At 71.5% G+C, this 23,455-nt stretch carries 1 protein-coding gene; it reads right to left on the bottom strand.

Translation table 11 applies throughout. From position 1 onward, the window contains the following. Window positions 1–45: 45 nt before the first annotated feature. Complete coding sequence (locus tag HYQ63_RS44235; RefSeq protein WP_257231510.1) at window positions 46–23,394, bottom strand: type I polyketide synthase; 23,349 nt, start codon at window positions 23,392–23,394, stop codon at window positions 46–48. Between the last annotated feature and the right edge of the window lie 61 nt (window positions 23,395–23,455).

A 23,455-nucleotide genomic window follows, 5' to 3' on the forward strand; every position in this document is an offset into this window, starting at 1 on the left:
AGCCCAGCCCCTTTGTCGCGCTTGAGGGTGCCGTCATGAGCGCCCTCATCCTTCGAGTTCGCGATCGATGATTTCGAACATCGAATCGAGTGAAGCGGAATCGATATCTTCGTTCTCGGTACCGTCGCCGCCCAGGTCTTCCTCCAGCCGCGCCACCATCGCCTTGACTCGTGACCGCACCTGCTTGCGCAGCGCGCCGTCCTGGGCCATCGAGAGCACTGCGGCTTCGAACTTCTCCAGGTCGCTCAGGCCGAACTCGCCCTCGCCGGAGTCCTGGTTGAGCTGGTCGCGCAGGTACCCGGCGAGGCCCTCGATCGTCGGATGATCGAAGACAAGGCTGGCGGGCAGGGTGAGCGCGGTCGCGCTGTTCAGCCGGTTACGCAGGTCCACCGCGGTCAGCGAATCGAACCCGAGATCCTTGAACGCCCGCCCCGGATCGATCACACCAGCGGAACCATGTCCCAGCACCACCGCGACCTGGGACTGCACAAGGTCCAGCAGCACCCGGTCCTGCTCGGCCGCGGACCGGCCCCGCAGGCGGCGGGCAAGCGCATCGGAACTGCCCGCCCCGCTCCGGTCCCCGGCGCGCCGCTGCCGGGCGGCCGTCGGCACGAGGCCGTGCAGCATGCCGGGCAGGCTGTCCCGGCGTGCGGCCAGTGCCGTGGTGTTGACCGAGACCGGCAGCGCGATCGGCTCGTCGGACCGTACCGCCATGTCGAACAGCGCGAGAGCGTGCTCGGTGGTCAGCGGCGCGAAGCCCTGTCCGCGCAGACGGGCCACGTTCGCGTCACCGAGGCGGCCGCCCATGCCGTCGGGGTGCTCCCACATGCCCCATGCCAGGGATACGCCGGGCAGCCCCTGGGCGCGTCGGGACACCGCGAGTGCGTCGAGCACCGTGTTGCTCGCCGCGTAGGCCGACTGCCCGGCGTTTCCGACTACTCCGGCGATCGAGGAGAACAGCACGAAAGCCTGCAGGTCGGATTTCGCCGTCAGGTGGTGCAGGTGCAGCGCCGACTCCGCCTTCGCCGAGAGCACATCGGCCAGGCGTTCCGGAGTGAGGTCGGTGATCATGCCGTCGTCGAGCACACCGGCGGCGTGCACCACCCCGGCCAGCGGCGCATCGTCAGGAACTGTGTCGAGCACGTCGGCGAGTGCCCGCTCGTCACTGACGTCGCAAGCAGTGATCGTCACACGGGCGCCCAAGTCGGTCAGTTCCCGATGCAGTTGCTGGGCGCCGGGGGCTTCGTGGCCTCGGCGGGAGATCAGCAGCAGATTCCGTACGCCGTGCACGGAGACGAGGTGGCGGGCGATCACGGCGCCCAGCCCGCCGGTCCCACCGGTGACCAGCACCGTTCCCTTGTCCCAGCGTGTCGCCGGGATGTCTTCGCCGGTGGCGGGGGTCATTCGGGCGACCCTGGGCACCCAGGTCCGGCCTTGCCGCACCGCGAATTGACTCTCCCCGGATTCCCCGGATTCCCCGGATTCGGCCGGGTACGCCGCCAGAGCCCGGTAGGAGTCCGGCTCGCCATCCACATCGGCGAGCACGAACCTTCCCGGATGCTCGTTCATCGCGGACCGCACCAAGCCCCACGACCCGGCGGCCGCCAGGTCGAGCTCGCCCGTGTCGGAGGCAGGGCTCACCGCGACCGCGCCCGTGGTCGACACCATCAGACGCGAACCCGCCAAGCGCTCCTCAGCCAGCCACGTCCGCATGGCCCCCAGCACACCAGCAACCACACCCAGGAGATCCCCAGAATGTGGCGCCACCGGGAGCACGACTGTCCGCGGAACCGCCACACCGTCGTCGTCCAGGGCAGCGATCAACGCGTCCAAGTCGGCGTAACCGGTCACCGCGACTCCCGCCGCAGACCACCCGTCCTCGTTCTGCGGATCGGTACCGAGGACGGCCAAGTCGCCACGTTCGCCGGGCTCGGCCGGAGCCGGCGCGGGGGTCCACTCCAGCCGGAACAGGCTGTCGGCCGTGGCACGGGCGGCAGCAAGGTCGGCGGCCGACACCGGCCGCAGTACCAGCGACGCCACCTCGGCCACCGGGTCGCCCGCGGCATCGGCCACGCGCAGCCGGAACTCACCCGAGCCGCGCCTCGACAGCCGCACCCGCACGGCTGGGGCGCCGACGGCGGACAGCGACACGCCGGACCAGAGGAACGGCAGCATCGCGCTCTCGGCGTCCGGGTTCTGGAGCCCGAGCGCGTGCAGCACCGTGTCCAGCAGCGCCGGATGCAAACCGTACGCCGACGCCTCCCCGGCCACCTCCTCCGGCAAGGCCGCCTCCACGAACACGTCACCGCCGCTCGCCCAGGCTTCCCGCAAGCCCCGGAACGCGGGCCCGTAGGCCAGCCCGGCGCCGGTCAGCCGCTCGTACAGCCCGTCCAGCGCGACCGGTTCCGCACCGGCAGGCGGCCAAACACTCAGGTCCCAGTCAGCGGCGGCACGCTCGGCCGTGAGGATGCCAGTGGCGTGCAACGTCCACGGCCGATCGGCTGGGGCGCCGTCCGGTCGCGAGTACACGCGCAGCGAGCGCTGCTCCTCGCCGGGCTCCGGCGCGTCAATGCCGATCTGCACCTGAACCGCGCCGTCCTCCGGAAGGACCAGCGGCGCCTGCAAGGTCAGCTCTTCCACGCGGTCGCAGCCGACCCGGTCACCCGCCTGCACAGCAAGCTCAACGAACGCGGTACCCGGCACCAACACCGAACCCGCCACCACATGATCAGCCAGCCACGGATGCGACCGCACCGCCAACCGCGACGTCAGCAACACCGCATCCGAACCCGCCACCGCCACCGAAGCACCCAACAACGGATGCCCCGCCGCACCAAGACCCAAGCCGCTCGCATCGGTGCCCGGCCGGACGGACCCCATCCAGAAACGCTCGCGCTGGAACGCGTACGTCGGCAGGCTGATCCGCTCGGCGCCGCTCTCGGCGAACACGGCGGACCAGTCGACCTTGTCCCCGCGTACGAACAGTTCCGCCACCGCTGCCATCACGGTCCCGGCCTCGGCCCGTCCCTTACGCAGCACCGACACCGCCGTGTCCACTTCGGACTGAGCGAGCGCGGTCAGTACTGGGTCCGGACCGATTTCGAGCAGCCGGGCCGCCGCCTGCTCGCCGACGGCGGTCCGGAGGGCATCGTGGAAGCGCACCGGGCAGCGGACCTGGCGCACCCAGTAGTCCGGGGTGGCCCAGTCCTGCTCATCGACCGGCCGCCCGGTGAGGGTGCTGGCCGCCGGAAGGATCGGCTGCCGGTACGTGACGCGCGCGGCGATCTCGGCGAACTCCGCCAGCATCGGTTCCATCAACGGCGAGTGGAACGCATGGCTGACGCGCAGCCGGGACACCCGGCGGCCCTGCTCCCGTACGACCGCCATCACCCGCTCGACCGCGTCCTCGCCGCCGGAAACCACCACTGACGTCGGCCCGTTGACCGCCGCAACCGCCACCCGCTCGCCCTCGGCGAACCGGCCGAGGATGTCGGCGACCTCGGACTCGGTGCCCTCGATCGCCGCCATCGCACCCCCCGCAGGCAGCCCCTGCATCAACCGGGCACGCCCCGCCACCAACCGAGCGGCGTCGGCGAGATCGAACACGCCCGCTGCGTAGGCGGCGGCCAGCTCGCCGACCGAGTGGCCCAGCACCACGTCCGGGCGCACACCCCAGGACCGCAGCAGCTCCACCACGGAAGCCTGAACGGCGAACAGCGCCGTCTGGGCATACCCCGTCCGGTCAAGCAGCCCCGCTTCTTCGGACCCGTCGTCCGCGAACAGCACCTGCCGCACCGGGACCGGGAACTCGGCGGCGCCGTCGAGATCGGCGTCCATATGGCCGCAGACCTCGTCCAGGGTCCTGGCGAACACCGGGAACCGTTCGTACAGCTCGCGGCCCATGCCGAGCCGCTGGCTGCCCTGGCCGGTGAACATCCAGGCCGTCCGCGCTTCGCTCGCCACACCGGACACCACGGAGGCGTCACCGTCGGCCAGCGCGGCCACGCCCGAGTGCAGGGTGGCGAAGTCGGTGCCGAGCACCACTGCTCGGTGTTCCAGCGCCGCGCGGGTCGTCGCGAGCGAAAGGCCCACATCCACCGGGGAACGGTCGGGGCCCTCAGCGAGGAATGCCGCCAGTCGTGCCGCCTGGGCCCGCGTCGCTTGCGGGTTACGGCCGGACAGCACCCACGGCACCACCGGCAGCCCCGCCGACGGCCGCTCCACGGCCACGGGCGGCTCGATCGTGAGAGCTTCCTCGGCCTCCTCGATGATGACGTGCGCGTTGGTCCCGCTGATGCCGAACGACGAGACACCCGCCCGACGTGGCCGCTCACCGCGCGGCCAGGCACGGGCCTCGGTCAGCAGCTCGACCGCGCCGGACTCCCAGTCCACGTGGGACGAGGGCCGGTCGACGTACAAGGTCTTCGGCAGCTGCCGTTCCCTCAGCGCCATCACCATCTTGATCAATCCGGCCGCGCCGGCCGCGGCCTGGCTGTGCCCGATGTTCGACTTGATCGAGCCCAGCCGCAGGGGATCCTGACCGTCGCGGGCCTGGCCGTACGTCGCCAGCAGTGCCTGCGCCTCGATCGGGTCGCCGAGCGTGGTGCCGGTGCCGTGGGCCTCCACTGCGTCCACTTCGGATGTCGAGAGGCGCGCGTTCGCCAGCGCCTGGCGGATGACGCGCTGCTGGGAGGGGCCGTTCGGCGCGGTCAGGCCGTTGGAGGCCCCGTCCTGGTTGACCGCGCTCCCTCGTATGACCGCGAGCACCGGGTGTCCCAGCCGCTCGGCCTCGGAGAGGCGTTCGAGCACCAGCACCCCGGCGCCCTCCGCCCATCCGGTGCCGTCCGCGGCGTCCGCGAAGGACTTGCACCGGCCGTCCCCGGCCAGCCCGCCCTGACGGGCGAACTCCAGGAAGATGCCCGGGGTAGCCATCACCGTGGCGCCTCCGGCGAGCGCCATCTCGCATTCGCCCGCGCGCAGCGCCTGGCACGCCAGGTGCAGGGCGACCAGGGACGACGAGCACGCCGTGTCCACCGACACCGCCGGGCCTTCGAACCCGAGCGCGTACGCGACGCGGCCCGAGGCGACGCTCGGCGTACTGCCGGTGAGCAGGTACCCACCGGTCTCGCCCTCGGGGTCGTGCATGTTCCCGCCGTACCCACTGCCCGAGACGCCGGAAAACACGCCAGTGGCCGTGCCGCGCAGGGACAACGGGTCGATGCCCGCCCGCTCCAGCGCCTCCCACGAGGTCTCCAGCAGCAGCCGCTGCTGCGGATCCATGGCCAGCGCCTCGCGCGGGGAGATCCCGAACAGCTCCGCGTCGAACTCCGTGGCGTCCTCGACGAACCCTCCGACAGCCGCGATGTCCTCCAGCACCTGCGTGTCCCAGCCGCGGTCCACCGGCAGCGGCGACATCCCGTCGCCACCGGAGTCCACCAACTCCCACAGCGTCTCGGGCGAGGTCACGCCACCTGGGTAGCGGCAGCCCATGCCAACGATCGCGATCGGATCATCGGCGGCACCCGCACGCTCAACAGGGCGATCCTCCACGGCCTGTTCCTCAACCACGCCGAGCAGTTGCTCACGCAGATACCCAGCGAGGGAAGCAGGGGTGGGGTGGTCGAAGACCATCGTGGCGGACAGGTGGAGCGCGGTCGCGCCACTGAGCCGGTTACGCAGGTCCACAGCAGTCAGAGAATCGAAACCGAGGTCCTTGAACGCCCTGGTCGGCTCGACCACGGCGGCCGAGGCATGCCCCAGCACGGCAGCGACCGACGTCTGCACCAGATCCAGCAGCACCCGATTCTGCTCCACAGATGGCAGACCCCGCAGCCTGCCAGCGAGCGCGCCCCCGTCACCTGCGGCGGACCGGCCTGCGGTGCGACGCTGTTGAGGGGTGGCCGGGACCAGCGCCTGCAACACACCCGGCAGACTGTCCCGGAACCCGGCCAGTGACGCGGTCCGCAACGCGACCGGCAACGCGACCGGCTCGTTGACCTGCAGAGCGGCATCCAGCAGCACGAGCCCGTCCTGCGTGGACAACGGCGGAAACCCCTGACGCCGAAGCCGGTCGATGTCCGCCCCACTCAGACGGCCCCCCATCCCCTCGGCCTGCTCCCACATACCCCACGCCAACGACACACCAGCCAGCCCCTGCGCCCGCCGGGACACCGCCAACGCGTCCAGCACCGCATTACCCGCCGCATACGCCGACTGACCCGCATTCCCCACCACACCCGCGAAGGAGGAGAACAGCACGAACGCGTCAAGATCGGACTGCGCCGTCAGTTCGTGCAGATGCACCGCCGACTCCGCCTTTGCCGCGAGCACCCGGGCCAACCGCTCCGGCGTCAGACCAGCGATCACCCCGTCATCAAGCACACCAGCGGTGTGCACCACACCGGTCAACGGCGCGTCACCCGGGACCGTATCGAGGATGTCGGAAAGGGCCGCCCGATCACTCACATCACAGGCAGTAATCGTCACCCGCGCACCCAGCCCGGTCAGCTCATCACGCAACTCCTCCGCACCCGGCGCCCCGACACCACGCCGGGAAAGCAACAACAGATCACGAACACCATGGGCGGTCACCAGATGCCGGGCCACCACCGCACCCAGACCACCCGTACCACCAGTCACCAGCACCGTGCCACGCTCACGCCACGGAGCGGGAACGGTGAGCACGACCTTCCCGACATGCTTGGCCTGCCCCAGGAACCGCAACGCCTCCGGCGCCCGCGCAATCTCCCACGACGTCACCGGAATCGGCCGCAACGCGCCCTTCTCGAACAACTCCAGCAGCGCCGCCAGCATCTCCCTGATCCGGTCCGGACCCGCCTCAATCACATCAAACGCCTGATACGAGACACCCGGATACGCGGCGGCGACCTCATCCGCATCACGGATATCCGTCTTGCCCATCTCCACAAACCGGCCACCCCGCTGCGTCAACCGCAACGACGCATCGACGAATTCACCGGCCAGACAGTCGAGTACAACATTCACCCCAGCGCCATCAGTCGCCTGAGAGAAGATCTGCTCGAACTCCGTCGTACGGGAGGAAGCCAGACGGCCGGCGGCGACCCCGAACTCACGGACCATGGACCACTTGGCCTGACTCGCCGTCGCGAACACCTCCGCACCCAGATGCTGGGCCAACTGCACCGCCGCCATACCCACACCACCAGCAGCGGCATGAATCAACACCGACTCACCCGCCTGAAGACCAGCCAGATCCACCAACGCGTAATACGCCGTCAGGAACACCACCGGCACCGACGCCGCCTGCTCGTACGACCAACCGCCCGGCATACGCGCCAACATCCGCGCATCCGCCACCGCCGCAGGACCAAACGCCCCGTCCAGCAGACCCATCACCCGGTCACCCACAGCGAAGTCGTCCACACCCGGACCGACCTCCAGGACCACTCCGGCGCCCTCCAGACCCATCCGGCCCGCATCACCCGGATACATCCCCAACACATTCAGCACATCTCGGAAGTTCACCCCAGCCGCCCGCACACCAACCCGCACCTGACCCCGCTCCAACGGCCGCAACTCCTCCGGCACCAACGCCACGCCATCAAGCCGCCCCTGCGCCGCCACCTCCATCCGCCACGACGAATCCGCGCCGGGCGGCGGCACCAGCACACCCCCCGAACCCATCCGCACCATCCGCGGCAACCACACCCCACCCCCACGCACCGCAAACTGACCCTCACCCAGAGCCCCGGCAAGCGCCCGGAAAGAAGCCTCCTCACCATCGACATCAGCCAGCACAAACCGACCCGGATGCTCACTCACCGCCGACCGCACCAAACCCCACACACCCGCACCAGCAAGATCCACACCTTCACCGCCGGACACCTCCACCGCACCCGACGTCAACACCACCAACCGCGACCCCGCAAAACGCTCCTCAGCCAACCACCCACGCACCACACCCAGAACACCCGCCACCACATCACCGACACCGGCACCACCACCACACGCCACCGGAAGCACGACCGTCTCCGGCACCGTGGCACCACCATCAAGAGCGGCGACCAAACCCGCAAGACCGTCGTAAGACGTCACCGGAACACCGGCACCCCGCCACCCACCCGACTCGACATCACCAAGCACCGCCCAACCAGCAGACCCCACAGGCCCCTCGGACCGGGCCACCGGCGCAGGAACCCACTCCAGCCGGAACAGACTCTCCGCCGTCGGCGAGTTGGCCGCCGCAAGGTCCGCGGTCGACACGGGGCGTAGCACCAGGGATTCGATCTCGGCCACGGGTTCGCCCACGGCGTCGGCAACCCGCAACCCGATTTCGCCCCTACCACGCGGGGTGAGCCGGACCCGCACGGCGGAAGCGCCTACCGCGGACAGCGACACCCCCGACCAGAGGAACGGCAGCATCGCGCCCTCGGCCGCCGGGTCCTGGAGCGCCAGGGCGTGCAGCACCGTGTCCAGCAGCGCCGGATGCAAACCGAACCCAGCCCCGTCCTCCGCGACCCCCTCCGGAAGAGCGGCCTCCACGAACAGGTCCTCGCCCTGCTTCCACACCTCCCGCAGACCACGGAACGCCGGGCCATACGCCAACCCCACACCCGACAACCGCTCATACAACCCATCCACCACAACCGCCTCCGCACCCACCGGCGGCCACACCCGCAAATCCCACCCAACAGCAGGAGCCCCAGCAGCGAGAGCACCCGTGGCATGCAAAGTCCACGGCTGCTCGGCCTCGGCCTCCTCCACGCGCGAGTAGACCCGCAGCGCACGACGGCCGTCCTCGCCGCCGTCGATGCTGAGCTGCACCTGAACAGCGCCGTCCTCCGGAAGGACCAGCGGCGCCTGCAAGGTCAACTCCTCGACCCGGGCACACCCGACCCGGTCACCCGCCTGCACCGCAAGCTCAACGAAGACCGTGCCCGGCACCAGGACCGAACCGGCCACTACGTGATCAGCCAGCCACGGATGCGACCGCACCGACAACCGCGACGTCAGCAACACCGCATCCGAACCCGCCACCGCCACCGAAGCACCCAACAACGGATGCCCCGCCGCACCCAGACCCAGGCCGCCGAGGTCGGTCGCCGACCGGACGGGCCGCAGCCAATACCGCTGCCGCTGAAACGCGTACGTCGGCAGATCCACTCGCCGCGCGCCGGTCCCAGCGAAGACAGCGGGCCAGTCCACGTCCGCCCCACGCACGAACACTTCCGCCACAGCGGTCAGCAGGGTCTCGGCCTCGGCCCGTCCCTTTCGCAGCACGGCCGCGGCGGCAGCGTCGGTGGCCGCCGGTGCGAGGCTGGTCAGCACCGGGTCCGGACCGACCTCCAGCAGCCGGGTTGCGCCCTGTTCGCCGGTGGCGGTCCGGAGGGCGTCATGGAAGCGGACCGGCTCGCGCACCTGGTCCACCCAGTAGGCGGGGGTCGTCCAGTCGCCATCGGCGAGCGGCTTACCCGTGACGGTGCTGACCGCCGTGAGCACCGGCTGCCGGTAAGTGATACTCGCCGCGACCTCCGCGAACTCCGCCAGCATCGGCTCCATCAACGGCGAGTGGAACGCATGACTCACCCGCAGCCTGGACACCCGGCAGCCCCGCTCCCGCGCGACCGCCATCACCCGCTCGATCACCTCCTCGTCACCGGAAACCACCACCGACATCGGCCCGTTGACCGCCGCAACCGCCACCCGCTCGCCCTCGGCAAACCCGCCGAGGATTTCGGCGACCTCGGACTCGGTGCCCTCAATCGCCGCCATCGCACCCCCTGTGGGCAGCCCCTGCATCAACCGGGCACGGCCCGCCACCAACCGGGCAGCGTCGGCCAGCTCGAACACACCCGCCGCATACGCGGCGGCCAGCTCACCGATGGAATGGCCGAGCACCGCATCCGGACGCACGCCCCAGGAACGCAACAGCTCGACCAGTGCGGCCTGCACCGCGAACAGCCCGCTCTGGGCGTAGCCGGTACGGTCCAGCAGAGCCGCCCCCGCCGAACCCTCCGCCGCGAAGAGGACCTCGCGTACCGGGACCTCGAACCCCGGCCTGCCCGACAACTCGGCGTCCAGATGTCCACACGCCTCGTCCAGGACCCGCGCGAACACCGGGAACTGGTCGTACAGCTCACGGCCCATGCCGATCCGCTGGCTCCCCTGCCCGGTAAACATCCACGCCGTACGCCCCTCGCCCACGGAACCCGACACCACCGAATCGCCATCCAGGTCGATGAGGCTTCCGCGCAGTGTGGCGCCCTCGGCGCCCAGCACCACCGCACGGTGCTCGAGCGCGGCGCGCGTGGTGGCCAGGGACAGCCCGACGTCGACCGGGGCGACGTCCCGCCCGTCGAGGAAGGCCGTCAGGCGTCCGGCCTGTGCCCGCGTCGCTTGCGGGTTACGGCCGGACAGCACCCACGGCACCACCGGCAGCTCGGTCGTCGGCCGCTCCTCGGCCATGGCGGGTTCGGCGGCCGGGGCTTCTTCGATGATGACGTGTGCGTTCGTCCCGCTGATGCCGAACGATGAGACACCCGCCCGGCGCGGGTGTTCGGTCCGGGGCCATTCCCGGGCCTCGGACAGTAGCTCGACCGCACCGGCCGTCCAGTCCACGTGCGACGAGGGCGCGTCGGCGTGGAGCGTCTGCGGCAGCCGCCGCTCCCGGAGCGCCATCACCATCTTGATCAGACCGGCGACACCCGCCGCGGCCTGTGGGTGGCCGATGTTCGACTTTACCGAGCCCAGCCACAGCGGCTCGGCACCGTCACGGTCCTGGCCGTACGTGGCCATCAGGGCCTGCGCCTCGATCGGGTCGCCCAGCCGGGTGCCCGTACCGTGTGCCTCGACCGCGTCCACTTCGGACGGTGATATCCGCGCGGCGGCGAGCGCCTGCCGGATCACCCGCTGCTGCGACGGACCGTTCGGCGCCGTCAGACCATTCGATGCGCCGTCCTGATTGACCGCACTGCCGCGTACGACCGCGAGCACCGGATGCCCGAGGCGCCGCGCGTCGGACAGCCGCTCCAGCACCAGTACGCCAGCACCCTCGGCCCACCCCGTACCGTCCGCGGCCTCCGCGAAGGACTTGCACCGACCGTCCCCGGCCAGCCCGCCCTGCCGCGAGAACTCCAGGAACATGCCGGGGTTCGCCATGATCGTCGCACCACCGGCGAGCGCCATCGTGCACTCCCCCGCGCGCAGCGCCTGGCCCGCCAGGTGCAGCGCCACCAGCGCGGACGAGCAGGCGGTGTCCACCGACACCGCGGGGCCTTCCAGGCCGAGGGCATAGGACAGCCGGCCCGACGCCACGCTCGGCGTGCTCCCGGTCAGCAGGTAGCCCTCGGTTTCCACGCCTGTCTCGTGCAGGTGGCCGCCGTACCCGTTGGCGGACACGCCCGCAAACACCCCGGTGGCCGAGCCACGCAGCGATTGCGGGTCGATTCCGGCACGCTCCAGCGCCTCCCAGGAGGTCTCCAGCAGCAGCCGCTGCTGCGGATCCATCGCCAGGGCCTCACGCGGCGAGATCCCGAACAGTTCGGCGTCGAAATCCCCAGCGTCCTGTACGAACCCGCCAACGGCCGCGATGTCATGCAGCGCTCCCGCGTCCCAGCCGCGGTCCGCGGGAAACGGGGTGATGCCGTCTCCGGCGGAAGCCACCAGGTCCCACAGGGATTCCGGCGAGGTGACGCCGCCCGGGAAGCGGCAGCCCATGCCTACGATCACGATCTGCTCGTCCGCCGCACCCACCGGGGCGGGGACGGTCGGTGTTCCGGTCGGCTCGATGGCCGCGCCGAGCATCTCCTCGCGCAGATTTCCGGCGAGGGCAGACGGAGTCGGGTGGTCGAAGATGAGCGTCGCGGGCAGGCGAAGGCCAGTGGCGGCATTCATCCGGTTGCGCAGGTCCACCGCGGTCAGCGAGTCGAAGCCGAGATCCTTGAATGCCCGGGCCGGGTCGATGGCCGCCCCCGACGTATGGCCCAACACACCTGCGACCTCGGTCTGTACCAGCTCCAGCAGCAGCCGGTTCTGCTCGGCGACGGGCAACCCCACCAGCCGACCGCCGAGTTCGCCCCGGCTCGTGATGGTGGCCTGCCCGGCGTCCCGGCGCTGCCGCGCCGGCGGGGCGAGCCTGTGCAGAACGTCGGGCAGGGTCGTGCGGTCCGAGGTCAGCGCGGAGGTGCGCAGGGCGATCGGCAGCGCCAGCGGCTCGTTGATCTGAAGGGCGATGTCCAGCAGGGAGAGTCCGTGGTCAGTCTCCAGGGCGGGGAAGCCCTGGCGCGCCATCCGGAGCAGGTCGGACTCGCTGAGCGTGCCGCCCATGCCCTCGGTGTGGGCCCACATGCCCCAGGCCAGTGACACGGCGGGCAGGCCCTGGGCGCGCCGGGACACCGCGAGCGCGTCGAGCACGGAGTTGGCCGCCGCGTAGGGCGCCTGGCCCGCGTTGCCCACCACACCAGCGATCGAGGAGAACAGTACGAACGAGTCCAGGTCGCGGTCCGCGGTGAGTTCGTGGAGATGCACGGCGGAATCGGCCTTCGCGGCCAGGACCCGGGCCAATCGCTCAGGGGTGAGATCGGCGATGATCCCGTCGTCGAGCACACCGGCGGTGTGCACCACGCCGGTCAGGGGGGCCTCGTCGGGAATCGCGTCGATGACGCCTGCCAGGGCCGTACGGTCGCTGACATCGCACGCGCTGATCGTGACTCGCGCGCCGAGGTCGACCAGCTCTCGTTCGAGTTCGCGCGCGCCCGGGGCCTCGAGGCCGCGCCGGGAGAGCAGCGCCAGGTTCCGTACGCCGTGACGGGTGACCAGATGGCGGGCCACCAGCGCGCCCAGGCCGCCGGTGCCGCCGGTGATCAGCACTGTGCCGTCCTCGCGCCAGGGCGCGGGCACGGTCAGCACGACCTTGCCGACGTGCTTCGCCTGGCCCAGGAATCGCAGCGCCTCCGGGGCCCGGGCGATGTCCCACGTCGTGACCGGGATCGGCCGCAGCGCGCCGCTCTCGAACAGTGCCAGCAGCGCCGTCAGCATCTCGCCGATCCGCTCCGGGCCCGCGTCCATCACGTCGAACGACGTGTACGACACGCCCGGATGAGCCTCGGCCACCTCGTCCGCGTCCCGGATATCGGTCTTGCCCATCTCAACGAACCGGCCACCAGGCCGTGTCAACCGCAGCGACGCGTCCACGAACTCCCCGGCCAGGCAGTCCAGCACCACGTCCAGCCCGGCCCCGTCCGTGCCCCGGGAGAAGACCTCCTCGAACTCCGTCGTACGGGAGGAGGCGATGCGCTCGGCGGACACACCCAGATCACGAACGGTCTGCCACTTGGCCTGACTCGCGGTCGCGAACACCTCCGCCCGCAGGTGCTGGGCGAGTTGCACCGCGGCCATGCCCACACCACCAGCCGCGGCATGGATCAATACCGACTCGCCCGCTTCCAGCCCTGCCAGATCGACCAGCGCGTAATACGCGGTGAGATAGACGATCGGCACGGATGCCGCCTGCGCGTACGACCAACCGGCCGGGATTCGCGCCAGCATCCGCCCATCGGCCACGGCCGCGGGACCGAACCCACCGTTCAGCAGACCCATCACCCGGTCGCCGACAGCCCAGTCCGACACCCCCGGGCCGACCTCCAGGACCACACCCGCACCCTCGTGGCCCAGCCGCCCGGCGTCGCCCGGATACATATCAAGCACATGGAGCACATCACGGAAATTGACGCCCGACGCCCGGACAGCTACCCGGACCTGCCCCGGGCCCAGCGGAGCCGGGCTTTCGGGCACCAGGGCGACGCCGTCCAACCGGCCCTTGGCCACGATGTCCATCCGCCAGGCCGAACCCGCACCCGCCGGAGGCACCAGCACCCCGCCCGCGTTCATCCGCACCATACGCGGCAGCCAGGCGCGGCCTTCCCGTACGGCGACCTGGCCGGAGTCCGGCCCCAGGAGAGCGGCGGCGAGGACCTCGTACGACTCCTGCGTGCCATCGACGTCGGCGAGCGCGAACCGGCCCGGGTGCTCGCTCATCGCCGACCGCACCAGTCCCCACACCCCGGCACCGGCGAGATCCAGTGTCGCGGGAGTGCTGTCCTCAGGGGTGCTGTCCTCGGGCCTCACGTCCACGGCGCCGGAGGTCAGCACCACCAACCGCGATCCGGCGAAGCGCTCCTGAGCCAGCCACGCGCGGATCACTGCCAGCACACCGGCCACCGCGTCGCCGACCGCGGCGCCCGTGGCGTCGAAGGGGAGCACGACGGTTTCCGGGACGGGCGCGCCGGCATCGAGCGCGGCGGCCAGTGCTCCCAGGTCGGCGTGTCCGGTGGCCCTCGGGACACCGGCGCCCAGCCGAGTGTCACCGAGCACCGCCCAGGCGCCCGGCTGCTCGAGTCCGGTGGTGGTAGTGGTGGGGGCCTGGATCCAGTCGAGGCAGAAGAGGCTGTCCCTGACAGGGGAGTTCGCCGCTGCCAGCTCCGCCACCGACACCGGCCGCAGCACCAGCGACTTCACCTCGGCCACCGGCGCACCCTCACCATCGGCGACCCGCAAGGCGATCTCACCGGAGCCCCGTACCGAGACCCGTACCCGCACCGCGGCGGCCCCGACCGCCGACAGCGACACCCCCGACCACATGAAGGGCAGGGACGCACCCTCGTCAGCCGACTCCCGAAGTCCCAGCGCGTGCAGCACCGAGTCCAGCAGTGCCGGGTGCAGACCGAACCCGGCCGCCTCACCGGACAGCGGCTCGGGCAACGCCGCCTCCACGTAGAAGTCGTCGCCCTGCCGCCAGACCTCTCGCAAGCCACGGAAGGCCGGGCCGTAGACGAGACCCTCGTCGGCCAGCCGCTCGTACAGGCCGTCCGTCGGGACATGCTCCGCAGCGGCGGGCGGCCACGCGGCCAGGTCCCAGTCGGCGGGCACGCCCGTTCCTGACGTCAGGGTCCCGGTGGCGTGCAGAGTCCACGGCTCCTCGGCCGCGGCGCCCTCCGGGCGGGAGTACATCTTGAGAGCGCGCCGCTCGTCCACCGCGCCGTCCGCCGTTTCGACGCTGAGCTGTAGGTGTACGGCGTGCTGTTCCGGCAGCACCAGTGGCGCTTGCAGGGTCAGCTCCTCCACGCGGTCGCAGTTGACCCGGTCGCCCGCCTGTACGGCCAGCTCCACGAACACCGTGCCCGGCACGAGCACCGAGCCCGCCACGGTGTGATCCGCCAGCCACGGGTGCGACGGGACGGAAAGCCGTGAGGTCAGCAGCACGGCGTCCGAACCGGCCAGCGTCACCGCCGCGCCCAGCAGGGGGTGCTCGGCCGCGCCCAGGCCCAGGCCACGGGCGTCGGCCACCGGCCGGGAAGCCCCGAGCCAGTACCGCTGCCGCTGGAACGCGTAGGTCGGCAGCGCGGCCGGCCGAGCGCCGGTCCCGGCGAACATGGCGGTCCAGTCGACTTTCGTGCCGCGTACGAACACCTCGGCCACGGCGCCCAGTACGGACTCGGCCTCGGACCGTCCCTTACGCAGCACCGACGTCGCGGTGACGTCCTCCGCCGCGGACTGCGCGAGCGCGGTCAGCACCGGGTCGGGACCGATCTCCAGCAGCCGGGACACGCCCTGCACACCCGTCGCGGCCACGAGAGTGTCGTGAAAACGCACCGGTTCGCGGAGCTGACGCACCCAGTACTCCGGGGTCGCCCAGTCCTCCGCGGCCGCCGACTCGCCGGTGACGGTGCTGAGGGCCGGTAGATTCGGCTGCCGGTAGGCCACGTCGGCCGCGATATCGGCGAACTCCGCCAAGGCCGGTTCCATCAGCGGCGAGTGGAACGCGTGGCTCACCCTCAGCCGGGATACCCGGCGGTGCTGTTCACGGGCTACGGTCATCGCCCGCTCGACGGCCTCCTCGTCGCCGGAAACCACCACCGACGTCGGCCCGTTGACCGCCGCGATCGCGATCCGCCCGTCCCCGGAGAGCCCCCGCAGGATGCCAAGAACCTCCTCCTCGCCGCCCTCGATGGCAGCCATCGCGCCACCTGCCGGCAGCCGCTGCATCAACCGGGCCCGGCCCGCCACCAGCCTGGCGGCGTCGGCCAGATCGAAGACACCGGCGGCGTACGCGGCGGCGAACTCCCCCACCGAGTGGCCCAGTACCACGTCCGGGCCCATGCCCCACGAACTCAGCAGCTCCACCAGCGCGGCCTGGACCGCGAACAGCGCCGTCTGCGCATACCCGGTCCGGTCGAGGAGATCTGCCTCGTCCGAGCCCTCGGCGGCGAACAGCACGTCCCTCACGGGGATATCGAAGCCGGGCCGGCCCGCCAGTGCGGCCTCCAGGTGTCCGCAGACCTCGTCGAACGCCCTGCTGAATTGCGGGAATTGCTCATACAACTCGCGGCCCATGCCGGGCCGCTGGCTGCCCTGCCCGGTGAACATCCAGCCCGTACGGCCCTCACGCACCACACCGGACACCACCGAGGCGTCACCCTCGGCCAGCGCGGCCACGCCCGCACGCAACGCACCCGGATCACCACCCAACACCACCGCGCGGTGGTCCAGCAGCGCACGCGTCGTCACAAGCGACAGCCCCAGATCCGCACTGGAGTGGTCGCGTTCGTCGGCGAGTTCGGCCAGGCGTCCGGCCTGCGCCCGGAGCGCCTGAGCGCTGCGCGCCGAGAGCACCCACGGGACCACGGGCAGCTCGGCCGGGGACCGCTCCTCGGCCGTGGCCGGTTCAGCCTCCGGCGCTTCCTCGATGATGACGTGAGCGTTGGTGCCGCTGATCCCGAAGGAGGAGATGCCCGCGCGCCGCGGACGCTCCCCCATCGGCCACGTACGGGCCTCCCTCAGCAGCCGGACCGCACCGGCGGCCCAGTCCACCTGGCTCGAGGGCTCGTTCACGTGCAGCGTCCGCGGCAGCCGCTCGGCACGCAGCGCCATCACCATCTTGATGATTCCCGCTGCACCGGCGGCGGCCTGAGTGTGCCCGATGTTCGACTTCACCGAGCCCAGCCACAAAGGCTCATCCTCGGTGCGCGCCTGACCGTACGTCGCCAGCAGCGCCTGCGCCTCGATCGGGTCGCCCAGCCGGGTCCCCGTGCCATGTGCTTCGACCACATCGACCTCGGCGGCGGAAAGCCGCCCCGACGACAGCGCCTGGCGGATCACCCGCTGTTGCGACGGGCCGTTCGGCGCCGTCAGACCATTTGACGCACCGTCTTGGTTGACTGCGCTGCCGCGCACCACCGCGAGCACGTTGTGACCACGGCGCCGCGCGTCCGAGAGACGCTCCAGCACCAGCACCCCGGCGCCCTCGGCCCAGCCCGTGCCGTCCGCGCCGTCCGCGAAGGACTTGCACCGGCCGTCCGAGGCCAGACCCCGCTGGCGTGAGAACTCGACGAACGTCGAGGGCGTCGCCATGACGGTGACGCCACCGGCCAGGGCCGTGTCGCACTCCCCCGCCCGCAGGGCCTGGCAGGCCCAGTGCAGGGACACGAGCGACGAGGAACAGGCGGTGTCCACCGTCACCGCGGGCCCCTCGAACCCGAAGACGTACGCGACACGTCCGGAGAAGACGCTGCCCGCGTTCCCGTTGGCGACGAAGCCTTCCACGTCCTCGGGCACGGTCTGGAGGCGCGAGGCGTAATCGTGGTACATCAGCCCCGCGAACACACCTGTGGACGACCCCCGCAACGACAGGGGGTTGATGCCGGCCCGCTCCAGCGCCTCCCACGACGTCTCCAGAAGCAACCGCTGCTGCGGATCCATGGCCAGCGCCTCACGCGGGCTGATCCCGAACAGCTCCGCGTCAAACTCCGCCGCGTCGTGCAGGAAGCCGCCCTCGCGTACATACGACGTGCCAGCGCGGTCGGCATCGGGGTCGAAGAGCGAGTCGACATCCCAGCCGCGGTCGGTCGGGAAGCCCGTGATCCCGTCCCCGGCGGAGTCGACCAGCTCCCACAGCGCCTCGGGAGAGGTCACCCCGCCCGGGTAGCGGCAGCCCATCCCCACAATCGCGATCGGCTCGTCGTCGGCCATCACCCCGGACGGCCTCGGCTCGATGTCCTGGCCGGCCGCCGTCTCCCCCAGCAGTTGTTCGCGCAGGTACGCGGCGAGCGCGGTGGGGCTGGGGTGGTCGAAGACCAGGGTGGCGGGCAGGGTGAGCGCGGTCGCACTGTTGAGCCGGTTACGCAGGTCCACCGCGGTCAGCGAATCGAACCCGAGATCCTTGAACGCCCGCCCCGGATCGACCGCACCCGCCGACGCGTGCCCCAGTACCGCCGCCACCTCGGATTGCACCACTTGGAGCAGCACCCGGTCCCGCTCCGCCCCGGACAGACCCGACAGGCGGCGGGTCAGCCCACTCACGTCGGTGCCCTGGCCCGCGGTCCGGCGCCGGCGGGACACGGGAAGGAGACCGTGCAACGGGGTGGGCAGGCTGTCGCGCCGCGCGGCGAGCGCCGTGGTCCGCAGCGCGACCGGCAGTGCCAGGGGTTCGTCGGTCCGCAGCGCCAGGTCGAACAGTGCCAGCGCGCCCTGGGTGGACAGTGGTGGGAAGCCCTGGCCTCGCAGGCGGGCGATATTCGCCTCGCCGAGGCGGCCGCCCATGCCGTCGGCGTGTTCCCACATGCCCCACGCCAGCGACACGCCGGGCAGCCCCTGCGATCGCCGGGACAGGGCGAGGGTGTCCAGCACGGTGTTGGCGGCGGCGTATGCGGCCTGGCCCGCGTTCCCGAACACTCCCGCGATGGAGGAGAACAGGACGAAGGAGGTCAGGTCGCGGTTGCCCGCGGTCAACTCGTGCAGGTTGAGAGCCGATTCGGCCTTCGCCGCAAGCACCCGGGCGACCCGCTCCGGGGTCAGGTCGGTGATCATGCCGTCGTCGAGGACACCGGCGGTGTGCACGACTCCGGTCAGGGGCGCGTCGTCGGGTATGCCGCCCATCGCCTCGGCCAGTGCCCGGCGGTCGGCCACGTCGCAGGCGGTGATGGTGACTTCGGCACCCAGGCCGGTCAGCTCCCGTTGGAGTTCGTGAGCACCGGGGGCGTCCGGGCCGCGGCGGGAGAGCAGCAGCAGGTTCCGTACGCCATGCGTGCTCACCAGGTGCCGGGCCACGACCGCGCCCAGGCTACCGGTTCCGCCGGTGACCAGCACCGTTCCCTGGCTCTGCCACACACCTGGAGCGCCGTCATCGGAGGCGCCGGTCATTCGCGCCATCCGGGGCAGCCACACCTCGCCCCGCCGCACGGCGAACTGGCTTTCCCCGCCGTCGGCCAGGGCCGTCGCCAGGGTCGCGTACGAGGTTGGTTCACCGTCGACGTCGGCCAGTACGAACCGGCCCGGGTGTTCGCTCATCGCCGAGCGCAGCAGGCCCCAGACGCCCGCGCCGGCCAGGTCGTCCGCCTCCGTCCCTACCGCGCCGGAGGTCACCACCACCAGCCGGGTTTCCGTCAGCCGCCGCTCGGCCAGCCACTCACGAACGAGCCCCAGCACACCGGAGACCGCTGCGGCGATCCCGGTGTCGGTGCCGCGCGGGTCGTGCGGGAGCGGCAGCAGCACGGTGTCCGGGGCGCTGCCGCCCTCGTCGAGGGCGGCGGTCAGCGCGGTGAGGTCGGCGTAGCCGGTCACCGGCACTCCGGCGTCCTGCCACGCGTGCGGATCGCCGAGCACGACCCAGTCCCCGAGTTCGCCGACGTCACGACGCTCGGTGGGGGCGGGGGCGGCGGTCCAGTCCAGCCGGAACAGGCTGTCCGAGATCGGCGAGCCCCCATCGCCGCCCGCGACGAGGTCGGCGGCCGATACGGGCCGCAGCACCAGGGAGTCCACCTCGGCGAGCGGCTCGCCCGCCGCGTCCGCCACCCGCAGGGCGATCTCGCTCGAGCCGGGCCCGCCGCGCGGCGAGAGGCGCGCCCGGACGGCAGTAGCGCCCACGGCGAACAACGAGACGCCGGACCACAGGAACGGCAGGGACGCGGCGCCCTCGGCCGACGGCTCACGTAGCCCGAGGGCGTGCAGGACGGTGTCCAGCAGGGCCGGGTGCAGACCGAACCCGGTGACGTCCCCGGCGATCTGTTCGGGCAGGACCGCCTCCACGAACAGGTCCTCGCCCCGCCGCCATACCTCCTTCAGGCCGCGGAACCCAGGTCCGTAGGCGAGTCCCGCGTCGGACAGTTGGCTGTAGAGACCCTCGAGGCCGTCGAGTCCATCGGCCGGTACCGGCTCCGCACCCTCGGGGGGCCAGGCGCGCAGGTCCCAGTCGGCGGCGGGCCGCGCGGTGGTGAGGGCCCCGGTGGCGTGCAGGGTCCACGGCTGGTCGGCGGCGGCGTCCTGCGGGCGTGAGTAGACCCGGACCGTGCGCCGCCGGTCGCCTTCGGCCGGTTCGATGCAGATCTGGAGCTGGACCGTGCCGTCGTGCGGCAGGATCAGCGGGGCCCGCAGGGTCAGGTCCTCCACCTGGTCGCAGCCGACCTGGTCCCCCGCCTGCACGGCGAGTTCCACGAACACCGTGCCGGGCACCACGACGGATCCGGCCACCACGTGATCGGACAGCCACGGATGCGACTGCGCGGACAGCCGCGACGTCAGCAGCACCGTGTCCGATCCGGCCAGCCGCAGCGCGGCCCCCAGCAGCGGGTGCCCGACCGTCCCCAGGCCGAGCCCGCTCGCATCGGTCACGGAGCGGGAGGGCCGCAGCCAGAACCGCTGGTGCTGGAACGCGTACGTCGGCAGCTCCACCCGCTGGGCGCCGGTCCCGGCGAACACCGCGGCCCAGTCCAGCTTCGCGCCGCGTACGAACATCTCCGCCGCCGCGGACAGTACGGACTCGGCCTCCGCGCGGCCCTTCCGCAGCACCGACGCGGCGGTGGCCTCCGTCGCGGCCTGCGCCAGGCTGGTCAGCACCGGGTCGGGCCCGATCTCCAGCAGTCGGCTCACGGCCCGCTGCCCGGTCGTGGTGCGCAGCGCGTCGTGGAAGCGGACCGGCCGACGCACCTGATCCACCCAGTAGGCGGGGGTGGCCCAGTCCTCTTCACCGACCGGCTCACCGGTGACCGTACTGACGGCGGCGAGCGTCGGCTGCCGGTAGGTGACGCTCGCGGCGATGTCGGCGAACTCCGCGAGCATCGGCTCCATCAACGGCGAGTGGAACGCATGACTCACCCGCAGCCGGGACACCCGACGGCCCCGCTCCCGCGCAACCTCCATCACCCGCTCGACCGCATCCTCGTCACCGGAAACCACCACCGACGTCGGCCCGTTCACCGCCGCAACCGCCACCCGCTGCGAGTCCGGCAGTCCTCGCAGAATCTCGGAGACCTCGGACTCCTCACCCTCAACCGCCGCCATCGCACCACCCGCAGGCAGCGCCTGCATCAACCGCGCACGACCCGCCACCAACCGCGCCGCATCCCCCAGCCCGAAAACACCCGCCACATACGCCGCGACAAACTCACCCACCGAATGGCCCAACACCACATCCGGACCCATGCCCCACGATCGCAGCAACTCCACCAGCGCGGTCTGCACCGCGAACAGCAACGTCTGCGCATACCCGGTCCGATCCAGCAGAGCCGCCTCCGCAGAACCCTCCGCCGCGAACAACACCTCCCGCACCGAAACCTCAAACCCCGGCCTGCCCGACAACTCGGCGTCCAGAGAACCGCACACCTCATCCAGGGTCTTCGCGAACACCGGGAACACGCCATACAGCTCACGGCCCATACCAAGCCGCTGGCTACCCTGCCCCGTGAACATCCAGCCCGTACGCCCCTCCGACACCACGCCGGACACCACGGCAGTGCCGCCGTCAGCCAGTGAGGTCACGCCGTGCCGTAGTGCCTCCCGGTCGGCACCGAGCACCACGGCACGGTGATCGAGCACCGCGCGCGTGGTCGCCAGCGAGTAGCCGAGGTCGGCCGCCGAGCAGTCAGCCGAGGGTTCCGCCGTGTTGAGGAAGTCGGCCAGGCGCTCGGCCTGCGCGCGCACCGCCCGCTCGCCGCGCCCGGACAGCACCCACGGCACGACCGGCAGGTCGGCCGACGGCCGCTCCTTCGCCACGGCCGGTTCGGCGGCCGGGGCTTCTTCGACGATGACGTGCGCGTTCGTCCCGCTGATACCGAACGCCGAAACACCCGCACGGCGCGTACGGTCGGCCCGCGGCCAGGTGCGGGACTCGGCCAACAGCCGGACCGCACCGGCGGTCCAGTCCACATGGGACGACGGCTCGTCGGCGTGCAGCGTCTGCGGCAGCCGCTGTTCACGCAGCGCCAGAACCATCTTGATCACGCTGGCCACACCCGCCGCGCACTGCGTGTGGCCGATGTTGGACTTCACCGAGCCGAGCCACAGCGGATCGCCGTCACGCTGCTGGCCGTAGGTGGCCATGAGGGCCTGTGCCTCGATGGGGTCACCGAGCCGGGTTCCGGTGCCGTGCGCCTCGACGGCGTCCACCTCGGCCGCCGAGATGTTCGCGGCCTCCAGGGCCTGCCGGATCACGCGCTGCTGGGACGGGCCGTTCGGCGCGCTCAGTCCGTTCGACGCGCCGTCCTGGTTGACCGCGCTGCCGCGTACGACCGCGAGCACGTCGTGCCCGAGGCGCCGCGCGTCGGTCAGCCGTTCCAGCACCAGCACGCCGGCGCCCTCGGACCATCCCGTGCCGTCCGCCGCCTCGGCGAAGGACTTGCACCGGCCGTCCCCGGCCAGCCCGCCCTGACGGGCGAACTCCAGGAACATGCCAGGGTTGGACATGACCGTGGCGCCGCCCGCGAGCGCCATCGTGCATTCCCCGGCCCGTAGCGCCTGGCACGCCAGGTGCAGCGCCACCAGCGCCGACGAGCAGGCGGTGTCGACTGTGACGGCGGGCCCCTCGAAGCCGAGCGAGTAGGCGACCCGGCCCGAGGCGACGCTCGGGATGCTGCCGGTCAGCAGATAGCCCTCGGTCTCGGTGGCGGCCTCGTGCAGCTGCCCGCCGTAGCCGTTGCCGGACACGCCGGAGAACACGCCGGTCCGCGAGCCGCGCAGCGACAAGGGGTTGATCCCGGCGCGCTCCAGCGCCTCCCACGACGTCTCCAGGAGCAGCCGCTGCTGCGGGTCCATGGCGAGGGCCTCGCGCGGGGAGATCCCGAACAGCTCGGCGTCGAACCGCGGAGCCTCGTGCACGAACCCGCCCACCTCGGCGATGTCGCCGAGCGCCTGGAGGTCCCAGCCACGGTCGGCGGGGAACGGCGAGATGCCGTCCCCGGCCGAGGCCACCAGCTCCCACAGCGCCTCCGGTGACGATACGCCGCCGGGAAAGCGGCAGCCCATGCCCACGATCGCGATCGGCTCGCGTGACGCGGTGACCAGGTCCTGGTAGCGCTGCCAGAGCCGGTCGTTCTCCTTGAGGGACTCCCGCAGGGCTTGGACGAGTTCTTCGGAGGATGTTGTCATTTCGCTCTCCACGGTCACGGCGAACTGAAGCCTGGGACTGAAGCCAATGGACTGATGCCTG

The sequence above is a fragment of the Streptomyces sp. Rer75 genome (assembly GCF_013414305.1).
Classification (GTDB): domain Bacteria; phylum Actinomycetota; class Actinomycetes; order Streptomycetales; family Streptomycetaceae; genus Streptomyces; species Streptomyces himastatinicus.

Coding starts and splice junctions, on each gene's coding strand:
- HYQ63_RS44235 (WP_257231510.1), bottom strand. CDS start 23,394: ATGACAACATCCTCCGAAGAACTCGTCCAAGCCCTGCGGGAGTCCCTC.